The following is an 18,439-nucleotide window of genomic DNA, read 5'->3' on the forward strand; positions in this document are numbered from 1 at the left end:
CGACAAGCCGGGCGTTGTCTTGAGAGCGCGAGCTTGCTCGCTTTCAGACGTCGGGAAAAATGCAAATGTCGCCTCAACCTGAAAGGACAGGCAGGTGGACGTTGTCAGTTGGTTGCGCTCACTAGGGCTCGAGCAGTACGTCGGTTCGTTTCACGACAACGCAATCGATGGCGATGTCCTGCGCGACTTGACAGACCAGGACTTGCGCAACCTGGGCGTTTCTGCGCTCGGGCACCGAAAGAAGCTTCTTGACGCAATCAGGAGATTGAATGCGTCTGGCGACGACGGGTGGCCCGCCCCGGCAGTGCATAGCCCCGCGAGCGAGCGTCGGCAGGTGACGGTCCTCTTTGCAGATATAGCCGGATTTACGGCCCTCAGTCGCGAACTCGATGCCGAAGAGCTGCACAAGGTTGTGGGCGGTTTCTTCGAGCGTGTGGATCCGATCGTCGTGGCTCACGGCGGCTACCTGAACAAGCACATCGGTGACTGCGTGATGGGCGTCTTCGGCGCACCCATATCCTATGGCAACGACGCCGTTCGTGCAGTCCATGCAGCCTTGGAGATACGCGATGCTGTTTCAGAACTTGCCGAGGTCCATGGTCGGAGGCTCCAGATTCATGCTGGAGTCGCCGGAGGTCAGGTCGTCGCAAGCACGACTGGCAGTGTCAGCCACCACGAATACACTGTGACAGGCGAATCCGTAAATCTCGCCTCCCGACTCGCGGCCGCGGCGCCGCCCGGAGACATCCTTATCTCCGATGCCGTGATGAGGATGACACGCGGCAAGATAGACTGCGTGGACGGGGGCTGGCTGAACGTGAAGGGCTTCGCAGAACCTGTACGGGCGTGGCAAGTAGTGCGATGCAGAACGGAGGCTTCCACTGACGCAGGCCCTCTCGTTGGCCGCCAGGCAGAGCTTCAGATATTCGGGGCGGCAGTGGCATCGTGCCGAGCGTCAGGCAGAGGTCAGGTGTTTTACGTTCGCGGCGAAGCCGGAATCGGCAAGACCCGCCTAGTCGAGGAGTTCCAACGCGTCGCCCGCGACGGCGGGTTTGATTGCCACGCCGCCCTCGTGCTCGACTTTGGGGGCGGCGCTGGCCGTGATGCTATCGGCGCCCTGGTGCGCAGTCTTCTGAACATCAACTTGACCGATGGACCTGCAGCAAGCCAAGCCGGGCTCGATTCAGCCTTGGCCGCGGGACTGGTGAACCAAGACGAGCTCGTTTTCCTGGACGATCTCCTTGACCTACCGCAGCCGCCCGACCTTCGAGTACTTGTGGATGCTATGGACAACGAGGCTCGGCGAGCCGGCAGGATAAGGGTTCCCGCCAGTCTGGTGCAGCGTGCGAGCCGCGCCCGGCCGATTCTCATTATCGTCGAGGATGTTCATTGGGCCGATGAGACAACGCTGGCACAGCTTTCGGAGATCGCACTCGCGACTGCCCGCAGCAGGTCCATTCTCGCGATGACGTCGCGCGTCGAGGGAGACCCTTCTGGTTCCGGGTGGCGTGAGGAGGTTGCCGAAGCCTCCCTCGTCACGCTCGACCTTGGACCTCTGCAACTCGAAGACGCGCGTGCACTCGCGAGCGGACTGCTGGCCGCCAGTAGCAGCTTCGTGGAACGCTGCGTCGCGCGTGCAGCAGGCAATCCGCTGTTTCTGGAGCAGCTCCTGGCCGAGACGCAGCAGAGTCTTGGCGCACAAGAAGTTCCCGGTTCGGTGCAGAGCTTGATGCAGGCTCGCGTCGACCGTGTTGACCCTGCAGACAGGACCGCGCTCCAGGCTGCTTCCATCTTGGGCCTCAGGGTCGAGCTTGGGGCCCTGCGGTATCTCATAGGTAAGCCACATTACCAGCCGAACCAGCTGATCGAGCACCGTCTTCTCAGATACCATGGCGAGGCGATCATGTTCAGCCATGCGCTAATCCGGGATGCGGTATACGAGACGTTGCTTCGGAATCGGCGCCGTGATCTCCATCTTGCGGCTGCCGAATGGTTTGCAGCCAGTGACCATCCAGTTTTGCGGGCGGAACATCTCGATCGCGCCGAAGACACCAGGGCAGCCGCCGCCTACCTGTCGGCAGTGCAGCTGCTGGTCGGGAGCTATCGGTACGAAAACGCGCTCCGCCTCTCAGACCGGGGCCTCGAGATTGCCGCCCTCCCTGTCGATCGGTACGAGCTAGCCCAATCAAGGGCCGAAATCCTGGAGCAACTGGGCCGGGTCCGGGACGCGGTGGCGGCCTACGACCTCGCACTGACGGCAGCGATCGACGATCGGGCCCGTTGCAGCGTACTGATCGGCCGTGCAGGAGCGAGGCGCACCATTGATGACATGGACGGAGCCTTCGCTGACCTGGAGCAGGCAGAGAACACCGCTTCGCAGCTTGGATTCACGGCGGAACTGGCCCGCATTCACTTTCTGCGCGGCAATCTCTATTTCCCGAGCGGCAACGCCGAAGCCTGCAGTCACGAGCACGAGCAGGCTCTGGAGTTGGCGAAGAGGGCTGCCTCGGTCGAGCTCGAAGCCATGGCGCTAGGCGGCCTCGCCGACGCGCAGTTCATACGCGTCAGAATGGTGTCTGCTTACGAGCTGTTTGAGCGCTGTGTGAGCCTCGCCCAAGAGCATGGGTTCGCCAGGATTGCTGCGGCGAACCGCCCGATGGCGGCCATGGCGCAATTCTACTCAGGAAGCGCGGCGGCGGCTTTGGAGATCGCCTTGCTGGCTATAGCCGAGACAGCAAAGATTGGCCACAAAAGGGGGGAGATACTTGCCCAAAACGCCGCCGCCCTCTGTTATCGCGAGCTGCAACAACATGGCAAAGCGCTCGATCACACGCAGGCAGCCTTGAATCTGGCGATCTCGGTCGGTGCAAGGCGATTCGAAGCTCTCAGCTTATATATACACGCCAGCCTGTTGCGCCTTTCGGGCGACAGTGATGGCGCGCTTGATCAGGTGAAACACGCGCTCGCAATCGCACGCGAGACAGGAATAGGTTTCGCGGGGCCGCGCGTTCTGGGCGAGCTGGCGTTGATCACGGACGATCCGGAAGTCCGGGCATCGTCGCTCGGCGAGGCAGAGGGACTACTTGCGAGAGGAGCGGCCGTGCTTAACCAGCTGGAGTTCAGGAGGTCTGCCATCGAGGCCTGCATCAAGGGCGGCGATTGGGACGCGGCGGAGCACCATGCCAAAGTGCTTGAGGATTATACCCGTGCAGAACCCCTTGCCTGGGCAGAGCGGGTGATCGCACGAGCGCGTGAGAGCGTCGCGGACCATCGCTTCCGAGCCATGTCCACACCTGGCAAAGGGGAGCAGTCCTAAGCAATCAAATGCTGGGTTGAATAAGCCAGTAAGCCGTACTGTCGGCTTCATGCGCGTTTTTCTTAATGGAGCCAGAGCCTTTCCCGGCAAGCTCCTTGGAACTCATTGCGGAGGCCGCGTCGTGCCGCGGCAAGTTACCCACAGACAACACTTGAACGTCGATTTCGTCCGCTACCAAGCCGTTCGGTAGAACCGCCCCGAACGGCGATTTTCCACCCTGTTGCGAATTTGGGAGAACGGGGAAAGCGACCCCATCGCGGACCTCTCATGTGCAACTGTAGCCTTGCCAGAAGCCGAGGGACACGATGATATAGACCTATAGTTTGGCAGGGGGCGCGGGCGCATGAGCGAGGTACTCGATGCCATTGTGGTTGGCGCCGGCTCGGCGGGTCTCGGCGTCAGCTATTTTCTAAAACGGCTGGGCTGCAATCATCAGGTGCTCGATCGAGGCCGGATCGGCGAGACCTGGCGAACGCAGCGATGGGACTCGTTTCGACTGAACTCGCCGACAATCCGCTCCATCTTACCCGATGACTCATACGGGGGACCCGATCCATGGGGCGCAATAACCCACCACGAGTTCGCGGCATATCTCGAAGGCTATGCCGAGCGACACTGCTTGCCGGTAAGCACCCAAACCCCAGTGAAGGAGCTGACGAAAGACAATGGGATCTTTCGCGTCACAACGGCGGGCGGCGCGCTTCTCGCCCGCAATGTGGTGATCGCCACCGGCGATCAAAATCAACAGGTCCGGCCACCAGGGTCAGCGGATTTGCCAATCACCATTCACCAGGTAGATTCTTTGGCGTATCGCAGCGCAGCCGATCTAGAGAATGGCGCGGTGCTGGTGGTCGGCAGCGGACGATCGGGCGGCCAGATCGCCGAGGATCTGGCACTAGCTGGGCGCGTGGTCTTCCACCAGTCGCAACGGCCGTTGGGTGCGGCACTATCGCGGCGGCAACATACTTAATTGGCTGACGCTGGCCGGCTTTCTCGATGTCCCCCGCAAGGAACTCGTCCCCCCCTCCGGTAAGCTTCCAGCCCGCGCGCTGGTCGGTGCGACCCACACGATCAGCCTGCAATCGCTTGGCGCGCAAGGGGTGGTGTTGCTTGGCCGTTTCAGGGGCGTGGAGAATGGGCAGCCTCATCTTCGGCGACGAGCTCGAAACCAACATGCGGTTTGCTGACGAAGTTTCCGCGAACGCGAAGCGGCTGATCGACGAATACATCAAGCGTGCCGGGCTCGATGCGCCCCCAGCCAAGGACGATCCCGCCGAGACGGTTGAACCGCGTCTGCCCGATCCTCAGGATCACAGCCGTTTCCTCAACTGCGTTGCCGCGCACCGCGTTGGACTCGCGTGCCTGAACCGCAGCCACATCGCCGAAAAGGTAGCGCAGATTATCGACATCGTGGATGAGATTGAGGAAAACCGGCCACGCACCGCGCTCACGACGCCACGAGATGTCGAAGTACTCGTCGGGCTTGAATAGCCAAAACATCGCATTGACAACAAGAACGCGGCCGAGCTTCCCGCTTTCGATGATTTCCTTTGCCTTCTGCGTCACCGGATTGTGTCGGCGATGATGGCCGGTCAATAGAGGAACACCTTTTTCCTCAGCCGCTGCGATCAGCTTTTCCCCGGATATAATGTCGTCGGCGATAGGTTTCTCGATGAGTGCGGGAACGCCGGCTTCAACGGCTTCCAACCCGTTCTGGACGTGAGCCTGGTTGGGCGTAGCCACGATTATCCCGTCAGGTCGGTCTGCGGCAATCATGTCCGCGAAGCTCGTAAACCACTTCACGCCGGCTTCCTTGGCAATAGTCTCGCCAACCGGCGTGGGATCGACCACCGCAATGAGTTGCGCCAAGGGCTCGGCCAGGACGTGTTGAATATGGCGCTTACCGATGAGGCCTGCGCCAAGTACGGCCAGCTTAACCCGTTGGGTCATGGTCAACTCAGCTCTTGCTCGCCGCCTTGATCATTGTCGCGGCGCGCCGGATGCCAAGCTGGTATCCTTCTGTTCCAAGGCCGCAGATCACGCCGTCCGCGCGGTGCGAAACGAACGAATGGTGTCGGAAGCTTTCGCGCTTGTGCACATTGGAGATGTGGATCTCGATCACAGGTCCTTCAAATGTGTTCAGAGCGTCGAGGATGGCGAGTGAGGTATGGGTAAAGGCTGCCGGATTGATGACGATGCCCGCACCGTCCTCGCGCGCCTCATGAATCCAATCGATGATCTCGTATTCCCGGTTGCTCTGATGAAAGCGGATTTCATGACCGAGTTCGGCTGCCAGTTTGCGGCAGTCCGCCTCTACGTCTGCGAGCGTTTCATGCCCGTAGATGTGCGGCTGGCGTTTGCCAAGCAGGTTGAGGTTCGGTCCATTGAGAACGTAGATCAGGCTCATAGCATAGTGTCCTTCTCGAGCACGTCGTCCTGGTCAGACGAACGTGATTGCTTGAACAGCAAAATCAGGGTCCGACTCGTAGAGATCTGCGCGCAAGCCGAGCCTTCCTGCTTCGAGAGCAGGCGCGGCGATCGTCCGCGCGGCGTCGAGAACGGCAGTGAGGAGCTTCTGCTTGGTCTCTGCAGTACGACCCGGTGCCATCCGCACGATGATTTGGATGAAATGACTATCGACCTGCTCATCGCCCACGCAGGAGTATGTCGCCTCCCGCGCAAGCGTGCGCACGGCGGAAGGTTTCACTAGGCCGCCGTCGCGAACGCAGCGATGCACGGTCAGCGTGAGCCGGTCCATGGCTACGTGCTCGCCTGCGCCCCGACTATAATCGATGATGATATGCGGCATTGGGATCTCTCCATCAAGCCGACAGGCGGCACACGTCCATAAAGTGACGGGACATGCGCTCTGCGTCGGGTGCTATCCCGGTGAACAATTCGAAAGCCGCTGCTGCCTGGTAGACGGTCATGCCGCCGCCACGAAGGGTCCGGCAGCCTTTTCTTTCGGAGAGAGCAAGGAGCTCTGTGACGAGCGGCATATAGACGATGTCGGCGACCCAATGCCGTGGCAGAAGCCATTTTGGGTCGATCGGCAAGCCAGGATGGCTCTTCATACCCGTGGGCGTCGCGTGGATAAGGCCGTCCGCGGAGCCCAGGGCGCTGCCGACATCCGTCGTGGCGCGCGCACAACCCCTTGAGAACCGATCATTCAACTGCCCAGCCAAGTTTTCTGCCCGTGTTGAATCCTGGTCGAAGATCGATAGTCTCTCAATACCGAGCTTCATTGCGGCATGCGCCACGGCGACACCGGCGCCGCCGGCGCCAAGCAGGACGGCATGCGACTTCGCGACGTCCGGAAGGCCGCGCCGGAAATTCTCGTAGAAACCGTACCAATCAGTGTTGTGGCCGATCCTCTCGCCGTCACGAAACACCACGGTGTTGACCGCACCGAGCATCTCTGCATCCTCGGAAAGGCGATTGAGGTGGGCGATCACCGACTGCTTGCACGGATGTGTAATGTTGCTCCCGGCAAAACCGCGCCGCTCCTCCTCGTCTAGGAGGTCCGGCAACGCCGAGGCAGGAAGGCCTCGCTCGGCCAGGTCGAGAAGCTCGTAGCGGTAATCGAGGCCCTGATGTCGAGCTTCCGTTTCGTGGAGAGCCGGGGACTTCGACATTTGAATGTCGGCCCCGATCAGTCCCACGAGGAATTTCTTGTCGCGCATTGGTATCGCCTTCGGACGTCAGTGGTGGGCAAGGATTTCGCCGAGGAAGGTTTTTGTGCGTTCGTGCTTGGGAGACTTGAAGAAGACCTCCGGTTCGGCCTCTTCGACGATTTCTCCGGAGGCCATGAAGATGACGCGGTCAGCGACCTGACGGGCAAAGCCCATTTCATGAGTGACACAGATCATCGTCATGCCGTCACGGGCGAGGCCGATCATGGTGTCGAGCACCTCCTTCACCATTTCGGGATCGAGGGCAGAGGTCGGTTCGTCGAAGAGCATGACCTTCGGCTCCATGCAGAGCGCGCGAGCGATGGCAACGCGTTGTTGTTGCCCGCCGGATAGCTGCGCAGGATACTTTTCAGCCTGGTCAAGGATTCGAACGCGCTCGAGATATTTTCGAGCCAGTCGCTCTGCGTCAGCGTGGCTTGTGCCTCGAACACGCATCGGGGCGAGTGTACAGTTCTGAAGTACGGTCATGTGCGGGAAGAGATTGAAGCTCTGGAAGACCATTCCCACTTCGCGCCGTATCGCATCGACGGATTTGGTGCTTCCGTCCAGTACCTGACCCTCGACGACAATCTTGCCGTCCTCGATCGTTTCGAGGGCATTGATGCAGCGGATTAACGTCGATTTTCCGGAGCCTGACGGCCCACAGAGGACGATTTTTTCGCCTTTGCGGACCGACAGACTGATGGATTTCAAGGCATGGAAAGCGCCGTACCACTTCTGCACATCCTCAAGGGAAATCAGCGTCGGTTGATCGTTTGCGGAATTAAGCACGGAACCCTCCATTTGGGCTTTAATTGACGGTGAACGGGATGTTCGGAATGGATTCCGGGAACTGCGGCAGCTCGATCGCCATCCACTTCTTGGTGATGGCGGCAAGCTCACCATTGGCCTTGATCTTCTCGATGAAGGCGTTGACGGCTTCGTTCCAGTCCTTCTCGCCGAGACGGGTCCCGACTCCGTTGTAGGTCGTCAGAAAGTTAATCTTGCGCTCAAAGGTGCCGGCACTCGCCGCATCCAGCCGCTGACCATAGAACTGGTTGCCGCCAACCGCCTTTACCTGTCCGGAGATCAAAGCCTGGATGGTTGCGGCGTCATCATCAAACCGGCGAACCGTTGCGGTGGATCCGACGGCGTCCGTTACTGCCTTATCCTGCGAACTGGACTTCGGAACGCCGATCTCCCATCCCGCAACGTCTTCAGGCTTCGTAACCGTGTCGGATTTCGCCGCATAAAGCGAAATCGTGTTGGCGGCGTAGGGCTTGCTGTATTGAATTGATTTCGCTCGCTCTTCCGTCATTGCCATCGTTGCGAACAGGATGTCGACTTTGCCGGTCGTTAGCGCCGGAATGCGGTTGGCAACGGCGAGCGGCTGGAATTGAACCTTAACGCCCAACTCCTTTGCAAAAAGGTTGGCGACGTCAGCGTCGAAGCCGTCCTGCTGGCCGCTCGTATTGACGAAACCCCAAGGCGCGTTGTCGCCCTGGATGCCGACGACCAGCGTGCCCTTTGCCTTGATTTCTTCTACAGTTGCCGCAGAGGCGGCGGCAGCGCCGACGGTTGTGAAGGCAACAGTTGCCAGTGCAAGTCCGAGAAAATTCCGACGATTGGTATGCATAAGTATGCTCCTCCCCCAGGGTTTTGCTTCCAGCGAAGCGGTTAGCGGGCGGCTTTCGCCATCCGTTTTTCGAGGCCACTTCCGGCATGGGAGAGGGGCCAGCAAATGATGAAGTAGATTGCGGCGACGATCCCGAAGACGAGCAGCGGACGATAGGTCTGGTTTGAAATGATCTGGCCGGCGCGAGTCAGTTCAATGAAGCCGACGATTGCTGCTAGCGACGTGCCCTTGATGAGCTGGACAAGGAAGCCGATCGTGGCCGGCATCGAGATTTTCAGGGCCTGCGGCAGGATGACGTCTTTCATCCGCGAGACATAATGCAGACCGAGGGCGTTGGCGGCTTCCGTCTGGCCCTTCGGCACAGCCTCGATGGAGCCGCGCCAGATCTCTCCCAGGAAAGCACTGGCATGGAGCGTGAAGGCGATTGCGACCGCGATCCACGCGTTGACCTCGATGCCCAACAGCGCAACGCCGTAATAGACAACGAAGAGCTGCATCAGAAGGGGCGTGCCCTGGAAGATGCCGATATACCCTGCGGTGATCGTCCGGAAGACCTTCTTCTTCGAGGTGCGCAGCAGCGCTATCAGGATTCCGAATATACCCCCACCGATGAAGCCCACGATCGCGAGCAACACGGTCCACTTCAAACCCTGCATCAAAAAGAAGAATTCATTTTCGCCGATGGGACCCATGGCTGCCTCCTATCGCGTCGGGTAGTTGAAGTAGTGGCGAGAAATGAGGGCAAAGAGGCCCATCATCAGCGTCGAAATAACCAGGTAGATTGCGGTCACCGTGAAATAGACTTCGAAGCTGCGGAAGGTGTCAGATTCAATGCGCTGAGCGGCCGAGGTCAGTTCGTAGGCGGCGATTGACGTGCAGACAGACGTTGTCAGTGTCAGCATGATGAACTGGCTTGTGAGCGAGGGATAAATCGCCCGCAGCGCCGGCTTGAGCACGATGAGCCGGAAGACGTCCGCCTTGTGCAGACCAAGTGCGAAACCTGCCTCGATCTGGCCGCGCGACACGCTCTCGACCCCGCCTCGGATGATCTCGATTGCGTACGCCCCGCCATTGATCCCGAGGGCAATGATCGCAGTGACGGTGGGATTGAGGCGTATGCCCATGAGAGGAAGGGCAAAATATATGAAGAAGATCTGCACGAGGAATGGCGTATTACGCACGACCTCGACGAAGACGATCACGGGAGTGCGTGTTATCTTGCTCTTGGAAGTCCTTGCAACAACGCCCAGGATTCCGATGACGAGTGCGAGGACCATCCCAGCCAACGCAAGGCCAAGCGTTCCAAGCGAGGCCCATAGCAATTCCGGGGCGCGGTCGAGGACCGCACCGAAATCAAACGTATAAGTCATGTAAGACTTCCTCCCTCCGACCGGCCTACGCCGGTCGGCGCCGGATCAATGATCCGGTTTCAAAATCCCCAGTGCGCTGTCATGCAGATGTTTTAGATGTGCCTCCGGGTCCACCGGCCCGACGAGTGGCACTTCAACCGAGATAGCAGCGCCGTATTCGGTTGCCGCCCAGAGGTCCTTCAACGGCAATTCGCCTTCTCCAGGAGCGAGCCTACCGCTTCTCGCCTCGGCGATCATTGCGTCCGATGTTTTGGGAGCAGGCCCGCGGACGTCGCAAAGCTGGACGTGTTTTACCTTCCCTGCATTTCCGCGAAGCTCGTCGATCGAAGCGCCGTTTCGGAAGAAGTGAATCCCATCAACGAGGGCACCGGCGTTCTCTGCTCCACAGGAATTCACGACCGCAACACTGTCGCCAAAGGTTCTTACCGTCCGCCAGCCCATGTTTTCGATGTCGACTGACATGCTGTATCGCGCCGCGAGGGCGCAAAACTCAGAAAGGTTTGTGGCAAGACGGCCGCCGTCTCGATCATCGCCGCAAACACTCAGCCGGCGCGCCCCTATGTTCGCAGCGGCTGCGACGGTCGCCTCATGGGAGGCCGCAACGAAGCTCTCATCGATTACGAAGAACTCGATATCGAATACCTTGATGCCTTCGCCATCGGCAATTGACTTGAACTCCTGGGCACTCTGGCTGCCCACCGGCAACTCGTAGAAAGGGGCTCCGGGAAAGGCGGGGTGCAGACGCAGACCTATCGACGCAAAACCCGCCCGAGAAGCCATCACGGCGAATTCTTTGGGCGGCAGCGCGATGGATGAAAAATGCGCCACGCCCAGTTCAAGGCCCGGTCTTGGCGTCGCGACGGGCATCACAAGATCCCCTTTGTCGCGAGGTGATTGCGCAGATTGGTTCCCGTGCGGTGAATATGTTGACGCAACATATCGCACGAATAGTCCAGATCCCGCGCGACGGCTCCCTGAGCGATCTCGCTGTGCTCCTGGCTGACGTTGCGGTCACCCGACGTGCGGGTCAGAAACACCCGGCGATAACGGTCGTTGAGATTAAGAAGCAATCTGCAGAAATGGAGCAGGATCGGCTTCCCGCAGCCAGATATGAGTGTCAGATGAAATTCGCGGTGGAGCTCTTCCCAGCGCTCCAGTGTCTCTGGCCGAGCCGCGTCGCGCTCGGTGCGGTTAAGGCGATGCAGCGCGCGCATGACGTTGCCCTCCCACTCCACATCGCCGAGCCGCATGGACTCGCGAAGCGCAAAGACTTCAAACTCTTCGCGCAGGCTGGTGATCTCCTCCAGATTGGCCAAGGAAATTGATGAAACGCGGTAGCCGCGATTGTCCTCGAACTCCACTAGACCGTCCGATATCAGCCGCGCCAACCCTTCACGCAGCGGACTGAGGCTTACGTTGAACGTCTTGCGCGCCTTGTCGAGATTGATCTTGCTGCCGGCCTGAAGCTCGCCGGAGATGATCGCCTCACGAAGACGGGATGCAAGCTGGCTCCCAATTGTGTTTTTGCCGTCGTCAAGAAAGCCAGAAGACGATGGAGCATCTTCTGTCGTCGGAGCAAATGCGCCGTCGTCATCCGGTACCATTGTTCCTCCCAAGGCTCCCCCGAACTAATTGTCGATGATCGATACAATAAACGATTATTCGTGTCAACTTGAGAGCGCTGAAATCTACACAAAGTTAAGCCTCAGCTCGCTCTTCGCAAACGATATGTAATAAAATCAATGTATTGCAATGCCACCGTCCTGTTTCTTTTGGCTTAGTGGCGCCGCGAGAATGCACAGCGGCCTTGACAGATAATCGATTATCTTGATAGTCGGGGAAATCGGGAGGTAGCCCACATGGTGATCAAAACTGAAAGCGATCTGACGCCAGCCGTCCTTGCTGTGATGAATCGCACTGAAGACCCCCGCCTGCGAGAAATCCTCGTCGCGATGGTCAAGCATCTTCATGCATTCGTGCGCGAGGTTCGATTGACGGAGGTCGAGTTTCGGGAGGCGACAGCCATACTGAATGAGATCGGGAAGCTGCATACTGATCACCACAACGAGTTTGTGCTGATGGCCGGTTCTCTTGGCGTGTCTTCACTTGTCTGTCTGCTGAACAATGGCGACAGAGGACAGACTGAGACCTCCCAGTCGCTGTTGGGCCCATTCTGGCGCCTCAACTCTCCGCGAGTCGAAAATGGCGGGACGATTATCCGATCCGAAACGCCGGGCACTCCCTTATTCGTGCATGCCAAGGTCGTTGACCGCGACGGTAAGCCAATTGCCGGCGCCGAAGTGGATGTGTGGCATGCATCTCCCGTCGGTCTTTATGAAAATCAGGACCCGGACCAGGCCGAGATGAACTTGCGCGGCAAATTCATGACCGACGAGCAAGGCCGGTTCTGGTTCAGGACCGTCAAGATGGTTGGCTATCCGATACCGGTCGATGGCGTGGTCGGACGCCTGCTCAAAGCTCAGGGACGCCATCCATACCGACCAGCGCACCTGCACGCACTGATCTTCAAGCACGGATACAAGACGCTGATTTCCCAAGTCTTCGACCCCAGCGACCCGAACATCGACTCCGATGTTCAGTTCGGTGTCACGGCAGCGCTGACCGGCGACTTCACTCGTCATGAGGAGCCTCATCCGACCGAAACGGATATTCCTGGTCCGTGGTTCTCGCTCGACTACACCTATGTCATGGAGCCCGGCGAAGCCGTTTTGCCGCGTCCCCCGATCAAATAAATCACAATCAGCAGAGCAAACGATATGATCACCGAAGAAGAACGCCGGGCCGCGGCAGACGCGCTGCTCAAAGCTGAAATCGAGCGCAAGCCGATCATACAGCCTAGCGAGACCTACCCGAACCTCGAACTCGAGGACGCCTACCGGATTCAGGCTTTGTGGGCGGAGGCGAGGGTGGCCAAGGGCGCACGGATCGTCGGGCATAAGATCGGCCTGACGTCACGCGCCATGCAGATGGCCTCGAAAATGACGGAGCCGGACTACGGCTGCATTCTTGACGATGCGCTTTATAATGACGGAGCGCAGATCAAGGCTGACTTGTTTATCAAACCGCGCCTGGAGATCGAGCTGGCCTTTGTTATGGGTGAGGATCTCGTCGGGCCCGGCACCAGGATCTATGACGTCCTGCGTGCGACCGAGTTCGTTGTACCGGCACTCGAGATTATCGACTACCGGACCGAAGTCCCCCGAGCGATCACCGACACCATTGCGGACAACGCGGCTTTCGGCGCCATCGTCGTTGGCGGTCGTATAATTCGCCCGATGGACATTGATATCCGCTGGGTCGGAGCGACTCTTTCCAAGAACGGCATCATCGAGGAGTCGGGCGTGTCGGCGGCGATCATGGGACATCCGGCAGCCGGCATCGCTTGGCTGGTCAACAAACTTCATGCTGTGGGCGGTGGCCTGGAGAAGGGACAAATAGTCCTGGCCGGCTCCTTCACGCGTCCTGTCGATATCGCAAAAGGTGATGTCATTCAGGCCGACTATGGCCCTGTTGGCTCCATCGGCGTGTCATTCGTGTGAGGTGCTAGATGGAACATCCTGTCAATCGGTTCAAGCGGAAGCTCCTTGCTGGTCAAAGTCAGATCGGCCTGTGGTGTGGCTTGCCGGGAAGCTACGCCGCAGAAATCGTCGCGCCTTCAGGTTTCGATTGGCTCCTGTTCGACACGGAACATTCTCCGGCTGACGTTCTGACCGTCCTGCCGCAATTGCAAGCGGTCGCACCATACGACGTTTCCCCAGTCGTCCGCCCGGCCATCAACGACCCCGTTCTCATCAAGCGTTTCCTGGATATTGGCGTTCAGACACTGCTCATTCCCTACGTTCAGAACGCGGAAGAGGCGAAAGCCGCAGTCGCGGCCGTGCGATATCCTCCGGATGGTATCCGTGGTGTTTCTGCCCTTACGCGCGCCACTCGTTTCGGCCGAGTTGCGAACTATGCGCAAAATGCGGAACGGGAAATTTGCCTGTTGCTGCAAGTTGAGACGCGGGAAGCGCTTGGCAACCTCGAGTCGATTGCGTCGGTAGAGGGAGTGGACGGCGTATTCGTAGGACCGGCAGATCTAGCAGCGAGTTTCGGACACAGGGGCCAACCGAGCCACCCGGAGGTGGTCGATGCAATTGTCGACGCGATTGAACGCCTGAAAGCGTTGGGCAAGCCTGCGGGCATTCTTACCCCGGATGAAAAGTTCGCGGCACGGTGCATCTCGCTTGGAACACTATTTACTGCCGTTGGTGTCGATGTCGCTGTTCTAGCAAGGGGATCGGAAGCACTCGCTGCACGATTTGCATCTCAGGGAGCGTACCACGATGTCGCAACGTGATGAAGTCCTTACTGAAATCGCACCGACAGGAGTCATCAGAGCGGCGGTCAACATGTCGAATGCCGCACTTGTCCAACTCGATCCAGTGACAGGCGTTCTAACAGGGCCGAGCGCGCAGATCGCGATCGCACTTGCGGCAGAACTCGACTGCAGTTTGTCGCTGGTCCGATACGGATCGGCCGCTGACATTCTTGCGGCTGCCGAAGACAATGAGTGGGACGTTGCATTCATTGCTTCCGATCCGTCACGTGCCGACAGGTTCTCCTTCTCGCCCCCCTATACCACGGTGACCGCCAGTTTTCTGGTGTCAGACAGTAGCCCGCTAGGCAGCGTCGAGCATGTCGACGTCGAAGGGGTGCGCATTGCCGCCGCCAGAACCGCTGCGTATACAAAGCAGCTTGAGCGACAGGTTAGAAATGCAATTGTCCTCCATGCCGAAAATCCCGCCTCCGCCCTGGACATGCTTGTATCCTTCCGGTGCAATGCGGCTGCGGGCTTGACCGAGTCTCTGTCACGCTTCTGCGAAGAGAATCCAGGTTTCCGCATTGTTGATGGGACATTCTCGAAGGTGCCTCAGGCGCTCGCTGTGCATCGGAGGTGCGTTCACGCTTCAACCTTCCTGTCGGACTTCATCCAACAGCATTGCCGTGCGGGTAAGTTTAGCAATTGAAGCAGTTGGCGGCACATGCGAGGGAGCCAGGTCGAGGGGACGCGACACGTTAACTCCCGAATAGTCAATTGGAATCCTCTTCCCTCTCAAGCGTTCCGACTCGGAAGTTCATGTTTCGTTGAGCCTTTGAGTAGGATGTCGAGCAACTCTTGTCCCTAAGGGTTGGCGGTGGCCGCCCCCTTGGGCGTGTGCTTCGTGGTGCTGGCGCAGCAAGTCCTTGCCCTAGTCGTTGCCATACGGCGGTCATGACGACTGCATGGATGTGCCCGCGCGTCGGCCACGCCCCGCCGCGAGAATGGCCTAGATCGGCGCTCCTCCCCCACAGCACCATGACCGCGCCAGGTAAACTGCGAGCTCCATCCGACCGACTGGATGAGCATCATCAGGCGACGCGCAAGCCGGTCGGCGGTTTTTTGCCGAGTTGTACCATCCCGTCAGGAGTACCAGCTTCATGCCTGGACGATCACTACCGCCATCAGCTTGCCGGGAAGAGCTTCGACGCAAGCAACAGGGCGGCAGTTAAAATTCGTCCTAGTACGGCCGACACGAATGGCTGAAAGGTCCCCGCTTAGCGCCGATTCGCTCGTTCGCTCGAATTTCGGCTCCCCACCCGACTGAGACAATCGAAAGCCGGCAACATGCCAAAAGCGGGATGTCGACTTCTATCCTCGCCGAGAACGGATTCGGACCGGCGACCGTGGATGAATTGAGATTGTGATTTCAACCCTCTGCGCCGGCGGACAGATTGGAGCGATGACTGCATCTTCGTTCGCCATCAACCTTGAGAAGCCCGCCCTGTTGCTCTATATGATGCGTGATGATTGATGCGTAAGTGGAGCGGATATGAGAACGACCCTGGCGATCGACGATGATGTTTTGATCGCAGCGAAGGCGATGGCAGCCCAACAGCGTCGAAGCGTCGGCGAGGTCATTTCCGAGCTGGCGCGGCGTTCTCTGCGCCGGCCGCGCGGTGGCGGCGAGCGCAATGGAATTCCTCTCCTGTCACCCCGGCCGAATGCGCCACCGGTGACGCTCGAAATCGTCAACGCCTTGCGTGACGAACTGCCGTGACTTTCCTGCTCGACGTCAATGTGGTGATCGCCCTAATCGATCCGGGTCACGTAGCGCATGATGACGCGCACGAGTGGTTCGCGTCCAATGGACAGACCGCGTGGGCCACTTGCCCCACTACCGAAAATGGTGTCATCCGGATCGTCGGAAGCCCCAAATATCCCAATTCTCCCGGTTCGCCGTCACTCGTGATGGAGGTAGTCCGAAAATTGCGGTCGCTCCCCGGTCATAGCTTTTGGCCGGATGATGTGAGCCTTGTCGGGTCAGGTGATATCGCTCCCGCGAAGATCCTGACTTCGGGGCAGGTAACTGACACCTACCTACTTGCCCTCGCCAAGGCGCGTGGGGGCAAGCTGGCGACATTCGATCGCAAGCTATCAGCAGCGGCGGTCACAGGGGGCAATTCCGCCTTGCACCTGATCACTACAAAGAGGTCGTGAGCTCCCGTTGAGACGTTATACAATCTTCTGTAACGGGCTTTGCGTCAATCCCTTGTGAGCTTAGTCCCTCGCCGAGTGCTTTCTTCTGTCCGCAGTCGGCGCCGGGCAGCTGCTCTATGGGTCAGCTGAGGACCGGTTGGCCAATCTTTTTTGAGGCGCAGTCACCGCGTGCCGCCTTGCGGCTTTGACCGAGGCGGGCGTCACCCCAGAAGTCGCCACAGCTCTCCTCGACATGTATGCATCGCGCGCGGGCGCGTCACCCGCCAGGAGAACAATGAGCATTGGCACGGCTCAACACCTTTGGCAGTCGCGCTCAAGCCACAGACGGTCGCTCAACCCGGGGGATGTGCCTATCGAAGATGGAGCAGCGACGGATTTGAATTCGACGTGATCGAGCATGGCCCGATATTCGGCGCCGTGATCCGTTTTTAGCTGCGCTATGGTTGGTGTACGCATGTTCGGCTGCACGCCTGTCGACTTGGCTCTCCGCTCATTCGACTGAGGAAAGAGCCGACCCATCCCGGTTGTTGCGATGTACGAGGGCCTGGGCCATTAGTCGACGATACCCGATGGCGAAGGACCAAGTGATTGTGATCCTATGTTCGCTCTGAAAAATAGCATAGCTGCTCGACGCCCGGACGTGTGATGCGGATCGACTTTTAGCAGCGGGCCGCGTTCCGTGGGCAAGCCAACGATCTACAGGCATTGGCGAACGCCTCCGAACTCGCTATGGCCGCCTTGATGTCCGGAGATCCGGGCATCTTCTCAGGAGTCGGGACAAGCCTGCGAGCGGCGCTCGCGGGGCAGATGCGATCGCTGAACCAGGCCTTTAAGACCACCAGAAGGGCGCCAAATCGCCACGACGCTCGTGCCCGCCGACTCCAAAGCCCGTTGTGGCGAGTACCGACTAAAAGGCGACCGATGTCTTCCTCGTAGATCGTGCAGAGCGCGTTGCCTTCGTTGAGATCCAGGTCCGTCAAGGCCAGCAGCGAGGCGGGGACAAGCGTCCTGGTTGGAAAGTCTCAGCTTCGCTTCTGGACAGAAAGCGTAAAGCTCGTCGTCGGAACGGCACCGCGCGTGGCTCCCTCGAGCCAGGCTTCGTATACTCCGCATTGGACTTATATTAGACCCCTCATGGTGGCGGATGGTTCCAATCAAAACGGCGACAGAGCCTGCACAGAGGGGCTAGTCATGGCGGGCTAGTAAAGCCGCGCAAGTCCTCCCGTTCCCCGCCAGCAATTTGGATGCTGCCGGCGACGTGGCCAACCGGTTATTTATTTTGATCTTCGGCGCGGAGCCGATGCTTTCGTCGCCAGTCGGCGGGCAGCCGGCTCAACCGCTCTGGCTTGTTCGGCGTCCCCGCTAGCGGCCGCCATCTCGGTGTGCGCCTCGGCCATGATCTCGCCTTAGCCTTCACCGAGGTCCGCAACAGCGACCCTGCCTTGATCATAGGCAACCAGTCCGGGCACAACTCTTCTACCCGTAGGCTGAGCAAGGAACTCGATCCGTTTCATAAATGCGCTTCCGTCGAACCTTTTGGACATTGTCAATGGCCCGTCGCCGGAAGGCGCTGCGTGGAAGAAAACCTCAAGATTGACTACAGGTATCGGACGCATGCTGCGCAGAAGATCAATCTCCGGTCGCGTCGTTACGGCCAAGGAGCAATTATCAGAACGGAGTGCTTCAAAGACTTCCGGCACCGTCGACACTGCGATCGACTCATGCCCACGCTCCGCCAGTTTCGTGGCGATCATATTGGCCGCCGCCTTGGGCAGAAACACAAGGATTTTGTTGGGACGAATGGCTTCCAAAGACATGGCGAGTTCCTCATACGGAGACGAAGAATCTAGCCTTTGCCTGTGCAAGAGTGTGTTTGGTTTTGTGTGATTTTGTTGCGGGCCTCGC

General features: G+C 59.1%; 18 protein-coding genes and 1 pseudogene. 8 read left to right on the forward strand and 11 right to left on the reverse strand.

All coding sequences use genetic code 11. The annotated features are described in order from the left end of the window. Positions 1-94 precede the first annotated feature (94 nt). The gene (locus SS05631_RS25760) at positions 95-3,316 is read left to right on the forward strand and encodes an adenylate/guanylate cyclase domain-containing protein (protein ID WP_050988193.1); all 3,222 of its coding nucleotides are present in this window, start codon (positions 95-97) and stop codon (positions 3,314-3,316) included. A gap of 343 nt (positions 3,317-3,659) precedes the next feature. Further along, complete coding sequence (locus tag SS05631_RS25765; protein WP_050988192.1) at positions 3,660-4,286, forward strand: NAD(P)/FAD-dependent oxidoreductase; 627 nt, start codon at positions 3,660-3,662, stop codon at positions 4,284-4,286. Between the two features lie 335 nt (positions 4,287-4,621). On the opposite strand, the pseudogene SS05631_RS25770 reads toward SS05631_RS25765, so the two are convergent. The 10 genes and pseudogenes from SS05631_RS25770 to SS05631_RS25815 form a co-directional block, all read right to left on the reverse strand. After that, positions 4,622-5,266, reverse strand: a pseudogene (locus tag SS05631_RS25770) (Gfo/Idh/MocA family oxidoreductase); the annotation flags it as partial. Positions 5,267-5,273: 7 nt separating this feature from the next. Then, positions 5,274-5,723: a type II 3-dehydroquinate dehydratase gene (gene aroQ / locus SS05631_RS25775; RefSeq protein ID WP_026617243.1), complete on the reverse strand. Its 450-nt coding sequence runs from the start codon at positions 5,721-5,723 to the stop codon at positions 5,274-5,276. A gap of 33 nt (positions 5,724-5,756) precedes the next feature. After that, entirely contained in the window at positions 5,757-6,125 is a 369-nt protein-coding gene (locus SS05631_RS25780; protein ID WP_037415879.1) for a 5-carboxymethyl-2-hydroxymuconate Delta-isomerase, read from the reverse strand. A gap of 13 nt (positions 6,126-6,138) precedes the next feature. Beyond that, entirely contained in the window at positions 6,139-6,999 is an 861-nt protein-coding gene (locus SS05631_RS25785) for a shikimate dehydrogenase (RefSeq protein ID WP_037415876.1), read from the reverse strand. An 18-nt stretch (positions 7,000-7,017) separates the two neighbouring features. After that, a complete protein-coding gene (locus SS05631_RS25790) occupies positions 7,018-7,791 on the reverse strand; it encodes an amino acid ABC transporter ATP-binding protein (protein ID WP_050988191.1) in 774 nt (257 codons plus the stop codon). A gap of 7 nt (positions 7,792-7,798) precedes the next feature. Continuing rightward, entirely contained in the window at positions 7,799-8,623 is an 825-nt protein-coding gene (locus SS05631_RS25795; RefSeq protein WP_037415872.1) for a transporter substrate-binding domain-containing protein, read from the reverse strand. Between the two features lie 41 nt (positions 8,624-8,664). Next, positions 8,665-9,315, reverse strand: a complete 651-nt coding sequence (locus tag SS05631_RS25800) for an amino acid ABC transporter permease (protein ID WP_037390103.1) — start codon at positions 9,313-9,315, stop codon at positions 8,665-8,667. A 9-nt stretch (positions 9,316-9,324) separates the two neighbouring features. Then, complete coding sequence (locus SS05631_RS25805) at positions 9,325-9,993, reverse strand: amino acid ABC transporter permease (protein WP_037415869.1); 669 nt, start codon at positions 9,991-9,993, stop codon at positions 9,325-9,327. 45 nt (positions 9,994-10,038) lie between these two features. Next, the gene (locus SS05631_RS25810; RefSeq protein WP_037415866.1) at positions 10,039-10,860 is read right to left on the reverse strand and encodes a sugar phosphate isomerase/epimerase; all 822 of its coding nucleotides are present in this window, start codon (positions 10,858-10,860) and stop codon (positions 10,039-10,041) included. Beyond that, positions 10,860-11,597 carry a GntR family transcriptional regulator gene (locus SS05631_RS25815; RefSeq protein WP_037415863.1) on the reverse strand — a complete coding sequence of 246 codons (738 nt, stop codon included), beginning with the start codon at positions 11,595-11,597 and terminating at the stop codon, positions 10,860-10,862. The genes SS05631_RS25810 and SS05631_RS25815 overlap by 1 nt, the downstream gene beginning before the upstream one ends. Before the next feature lie 255 nt (positions 11,598-11,852). Here SS05631_RS25815 and SS05631_RS25820 point away from each other — a divergent pair, with 255 nt between their 5' ends. The 6 genes from SS05631_RS25820 (at position 11,853) to SS05631_RS25845 (ending at position 16,534) form a co-directional block, all read left to right on the forward strand. Further along, positions 11,853-12,746, forward strand: a complete 894-nt coding sequence (locus tag SS05631_RS25820; RefSeq protein WP_037415861.1) for an intradiol ring-cleavage dioxygenase — start codon at positions 11,853-11,855, stop codon at positions 12,744-12,746. A 24-nt stretch (positions 12,747-12,770) separates the two neighbouring features. Then, a complete protein-coding gene (hpaH, locus tag SS05631_RS25825) occupies positions 12,771-13,553 on the forward strand; it encodes a 2-oxo-hept-4-ene-1,7-dioate hydratase (protein WP_037415858.1) in 783 nt (260 codons plus the stop codon). An 8-nt stretch (positions 13,554-13,561) separates the two neighbouring features. Continuing rightward, positions 13,562-14,353: a 4-hydroxy-2-oxoheptanedioate aldolase gene (gene hpaI, locus SS05631_RS25830; RefSeq protein ID WP_037415855.1), complete on the forward strand. Its 792-nt coding sequence runs from the start codon at positions 13,562-13,564 to the stop codon at positions 14,351-14,353. Continuing rightward, on the forward strand, positions 14,340-15,023 hold the full coding sequence (locus SS05631_RS25835) for a transporter substrate-binding domain-containing protein (protein WP_037415852.1): 684 nt from the start codon (positions 14,340-14,342) through the stop codon (positions 15,021-15,023). Before hpaI ends, SS05631_RS25835 begins: the two co-directional genes overlap by 14 nt. Positions 15,024-15,866: 843 nt before the next feature. Continuing rightward, positions 15,867-16,094: a hypothetical protein gene (locus tag SS05631_RS25840; RefSeq protein ID WP_037415848.1), complete on the forward strand. Its 228-nt coding sequence runs from the start codon at positions 15,867-15,869 to the stop codon at positions 16,092-16,094. Next, positions 16,091-16,534, forward strand: coding sequence for a TA system VapC family ribonuclease toxin (locus tag SS05631_RS25845; protein ID WP_037415845.1), 444 nt, complete (start codon positions 16,091-16,093; stop codon positions 16,532-16,534). Before SS05631_RS25840 ends, SS05631_RS25845 begins: the two co-directional genes overlap by 4 nt. Before the next feature lie 1,406 nt (positions 16,535-17,940). On the opposite strand, the gene SS05631_RS25855 is transcribed toward SS05631_RS25845, so the two are convergent. Beyond that, positions 17,941-18,351, reverse strand: coding sequence for a hypothetical protein (locus SS05631_RS25855; protein WP_244412110.1), 411 nt, complete (start codon positions 18,349-18,351; stop codon positions 17,941-17,943). Positions 18,352-18,439 lie beyond the last annotated feature (88 nt).

Origin of the sequence: Sinorhizobium sp. CCBAU 05631 (genome assembly GCF_002288505.1) — a bacterium.
Taxonomy (GTDB): Bacteria; Pseudomonadota; Alphaproteobacteria; order Rhizobiales; family Rhizobiaceae; genus Sinorhizobium; species Sinorhizobium fredii_C.

Excerpts from the sequence above, each read along its gene's own strand:
- SS05631_RS25765 (WP_050988192.1), top strand. The coding sequence starts at position 3,660 with ATGAGCGAGGTACTCGATGCCATTGTGGTTGGCGCCGGCTCGGCGGGT.
- aroQ (WP_026617243.1), bottom strand. The coding sequence starts at position 5,723 with ATGAGCCTGATCTACGTTCTCAATGGACCGAACCTCAACCTGCTTGGC.
- SS05631_RS25780 (WP_037415879.1), bottom strand. The coding sequence starts at position 6,125 with ATGCCGCATATCATCATCGATTATAGTCGGGGCGCAGGCGAGCACGTA.
- SS05631_RS25785 (WP_037415876.1), bottom strand. The coding sequence starts at position 6,999 with ATGCGCGACAAGAAATTCCTCGTGGGACTGATCGGGGCCGACATTCAA.
- SS05631_RS25790 (WP_050988191.1), bottom strand. The coding sequence starts at position 7,791 with ATGGAGGGTTCCGTGCTTAATTCCGCAAACGATCAACCGACGCTGATT.
- SS05631_RS25795 (WP_037415872.1), bottom strand. The coding sequence starts at position 8,623 with ATGCATACCAATCGTCGGAATTTTCTCGGACTTGCACTGGCAACTGTT.
- SS05631_RS25800 (WP_037390103.1), bottom strand. The coding sequence starts at position 9,315 with ATGGGTCCCATCGGCGAAAATGAATTCTTCTTTTTGATGCAGGGTTTG.
- SS05631_RS25805 (WP_037415869.1), bottom strand. The coding sequence starts at position 9,993 with ATGACTTATACGTTTGATTTCGGTGCGGTCCTCGACCGCGCCCCGGAA.
- SS05631_RS25810 (WP_037415866.1), bottom strand. The coding sequence starts at position 10,860 with ATGCCCGTCGCGACGCCAAGACCGGGCCTTGAACTGGGCGTGGCGCAT.
- SS05631_RS25815 (WP_037415863.1), bottom strand. The coding sequence starts at position 11,597 with ATGGTACCGGATGACGACGGCGCATTTGCTCCGACGACAGAAGATGCT.
- SS05631_RS25820 (WP_037415861.1), top strand. The coding sequence starts at position 11,853 with ATGGTGATCAAAACTGAAAGCGATCTGACGCCAGCCGTCCTTGCTGTG.
- hpaH (WP_037415858.1), top strand. The coding sequence starts at position 12,771 with ATGATCACCGAAGAAGAACGCCGGGCCGCGGCAGACGCGCTGCTCAAA.
- hpaI (WP_037415855.1), top strand. The coding sequence starts at position 13,562 with ATGGAACATCCTGTCAATCGGTTCAAGCGGAAGCTCCTTGCTGGTCAA.
- SS05631_RS25835 (WP_037415852.1), top strand. The coding sequence starts at position 14,340 with ATGTCGCAACGTGATGAAGTCCTTACTGAAATCGCACCGACAGGAGTC.
- SS05631_RS25840 (WP_037415848.1), top strand. The coding sequence starts at position 15,867 with ATGAGAACGACCCTGGCGATCGACGATGATGTTTTGATCGCAGCGAAG.
- SS05631_RS25855 (WP_244412110.1), bottom strand. The coding sequence starts at position 18,351 with ATGTCTTTGGAAGCCATTCGTCCCAACAAAATCCTTGTGTTTCTGCCC.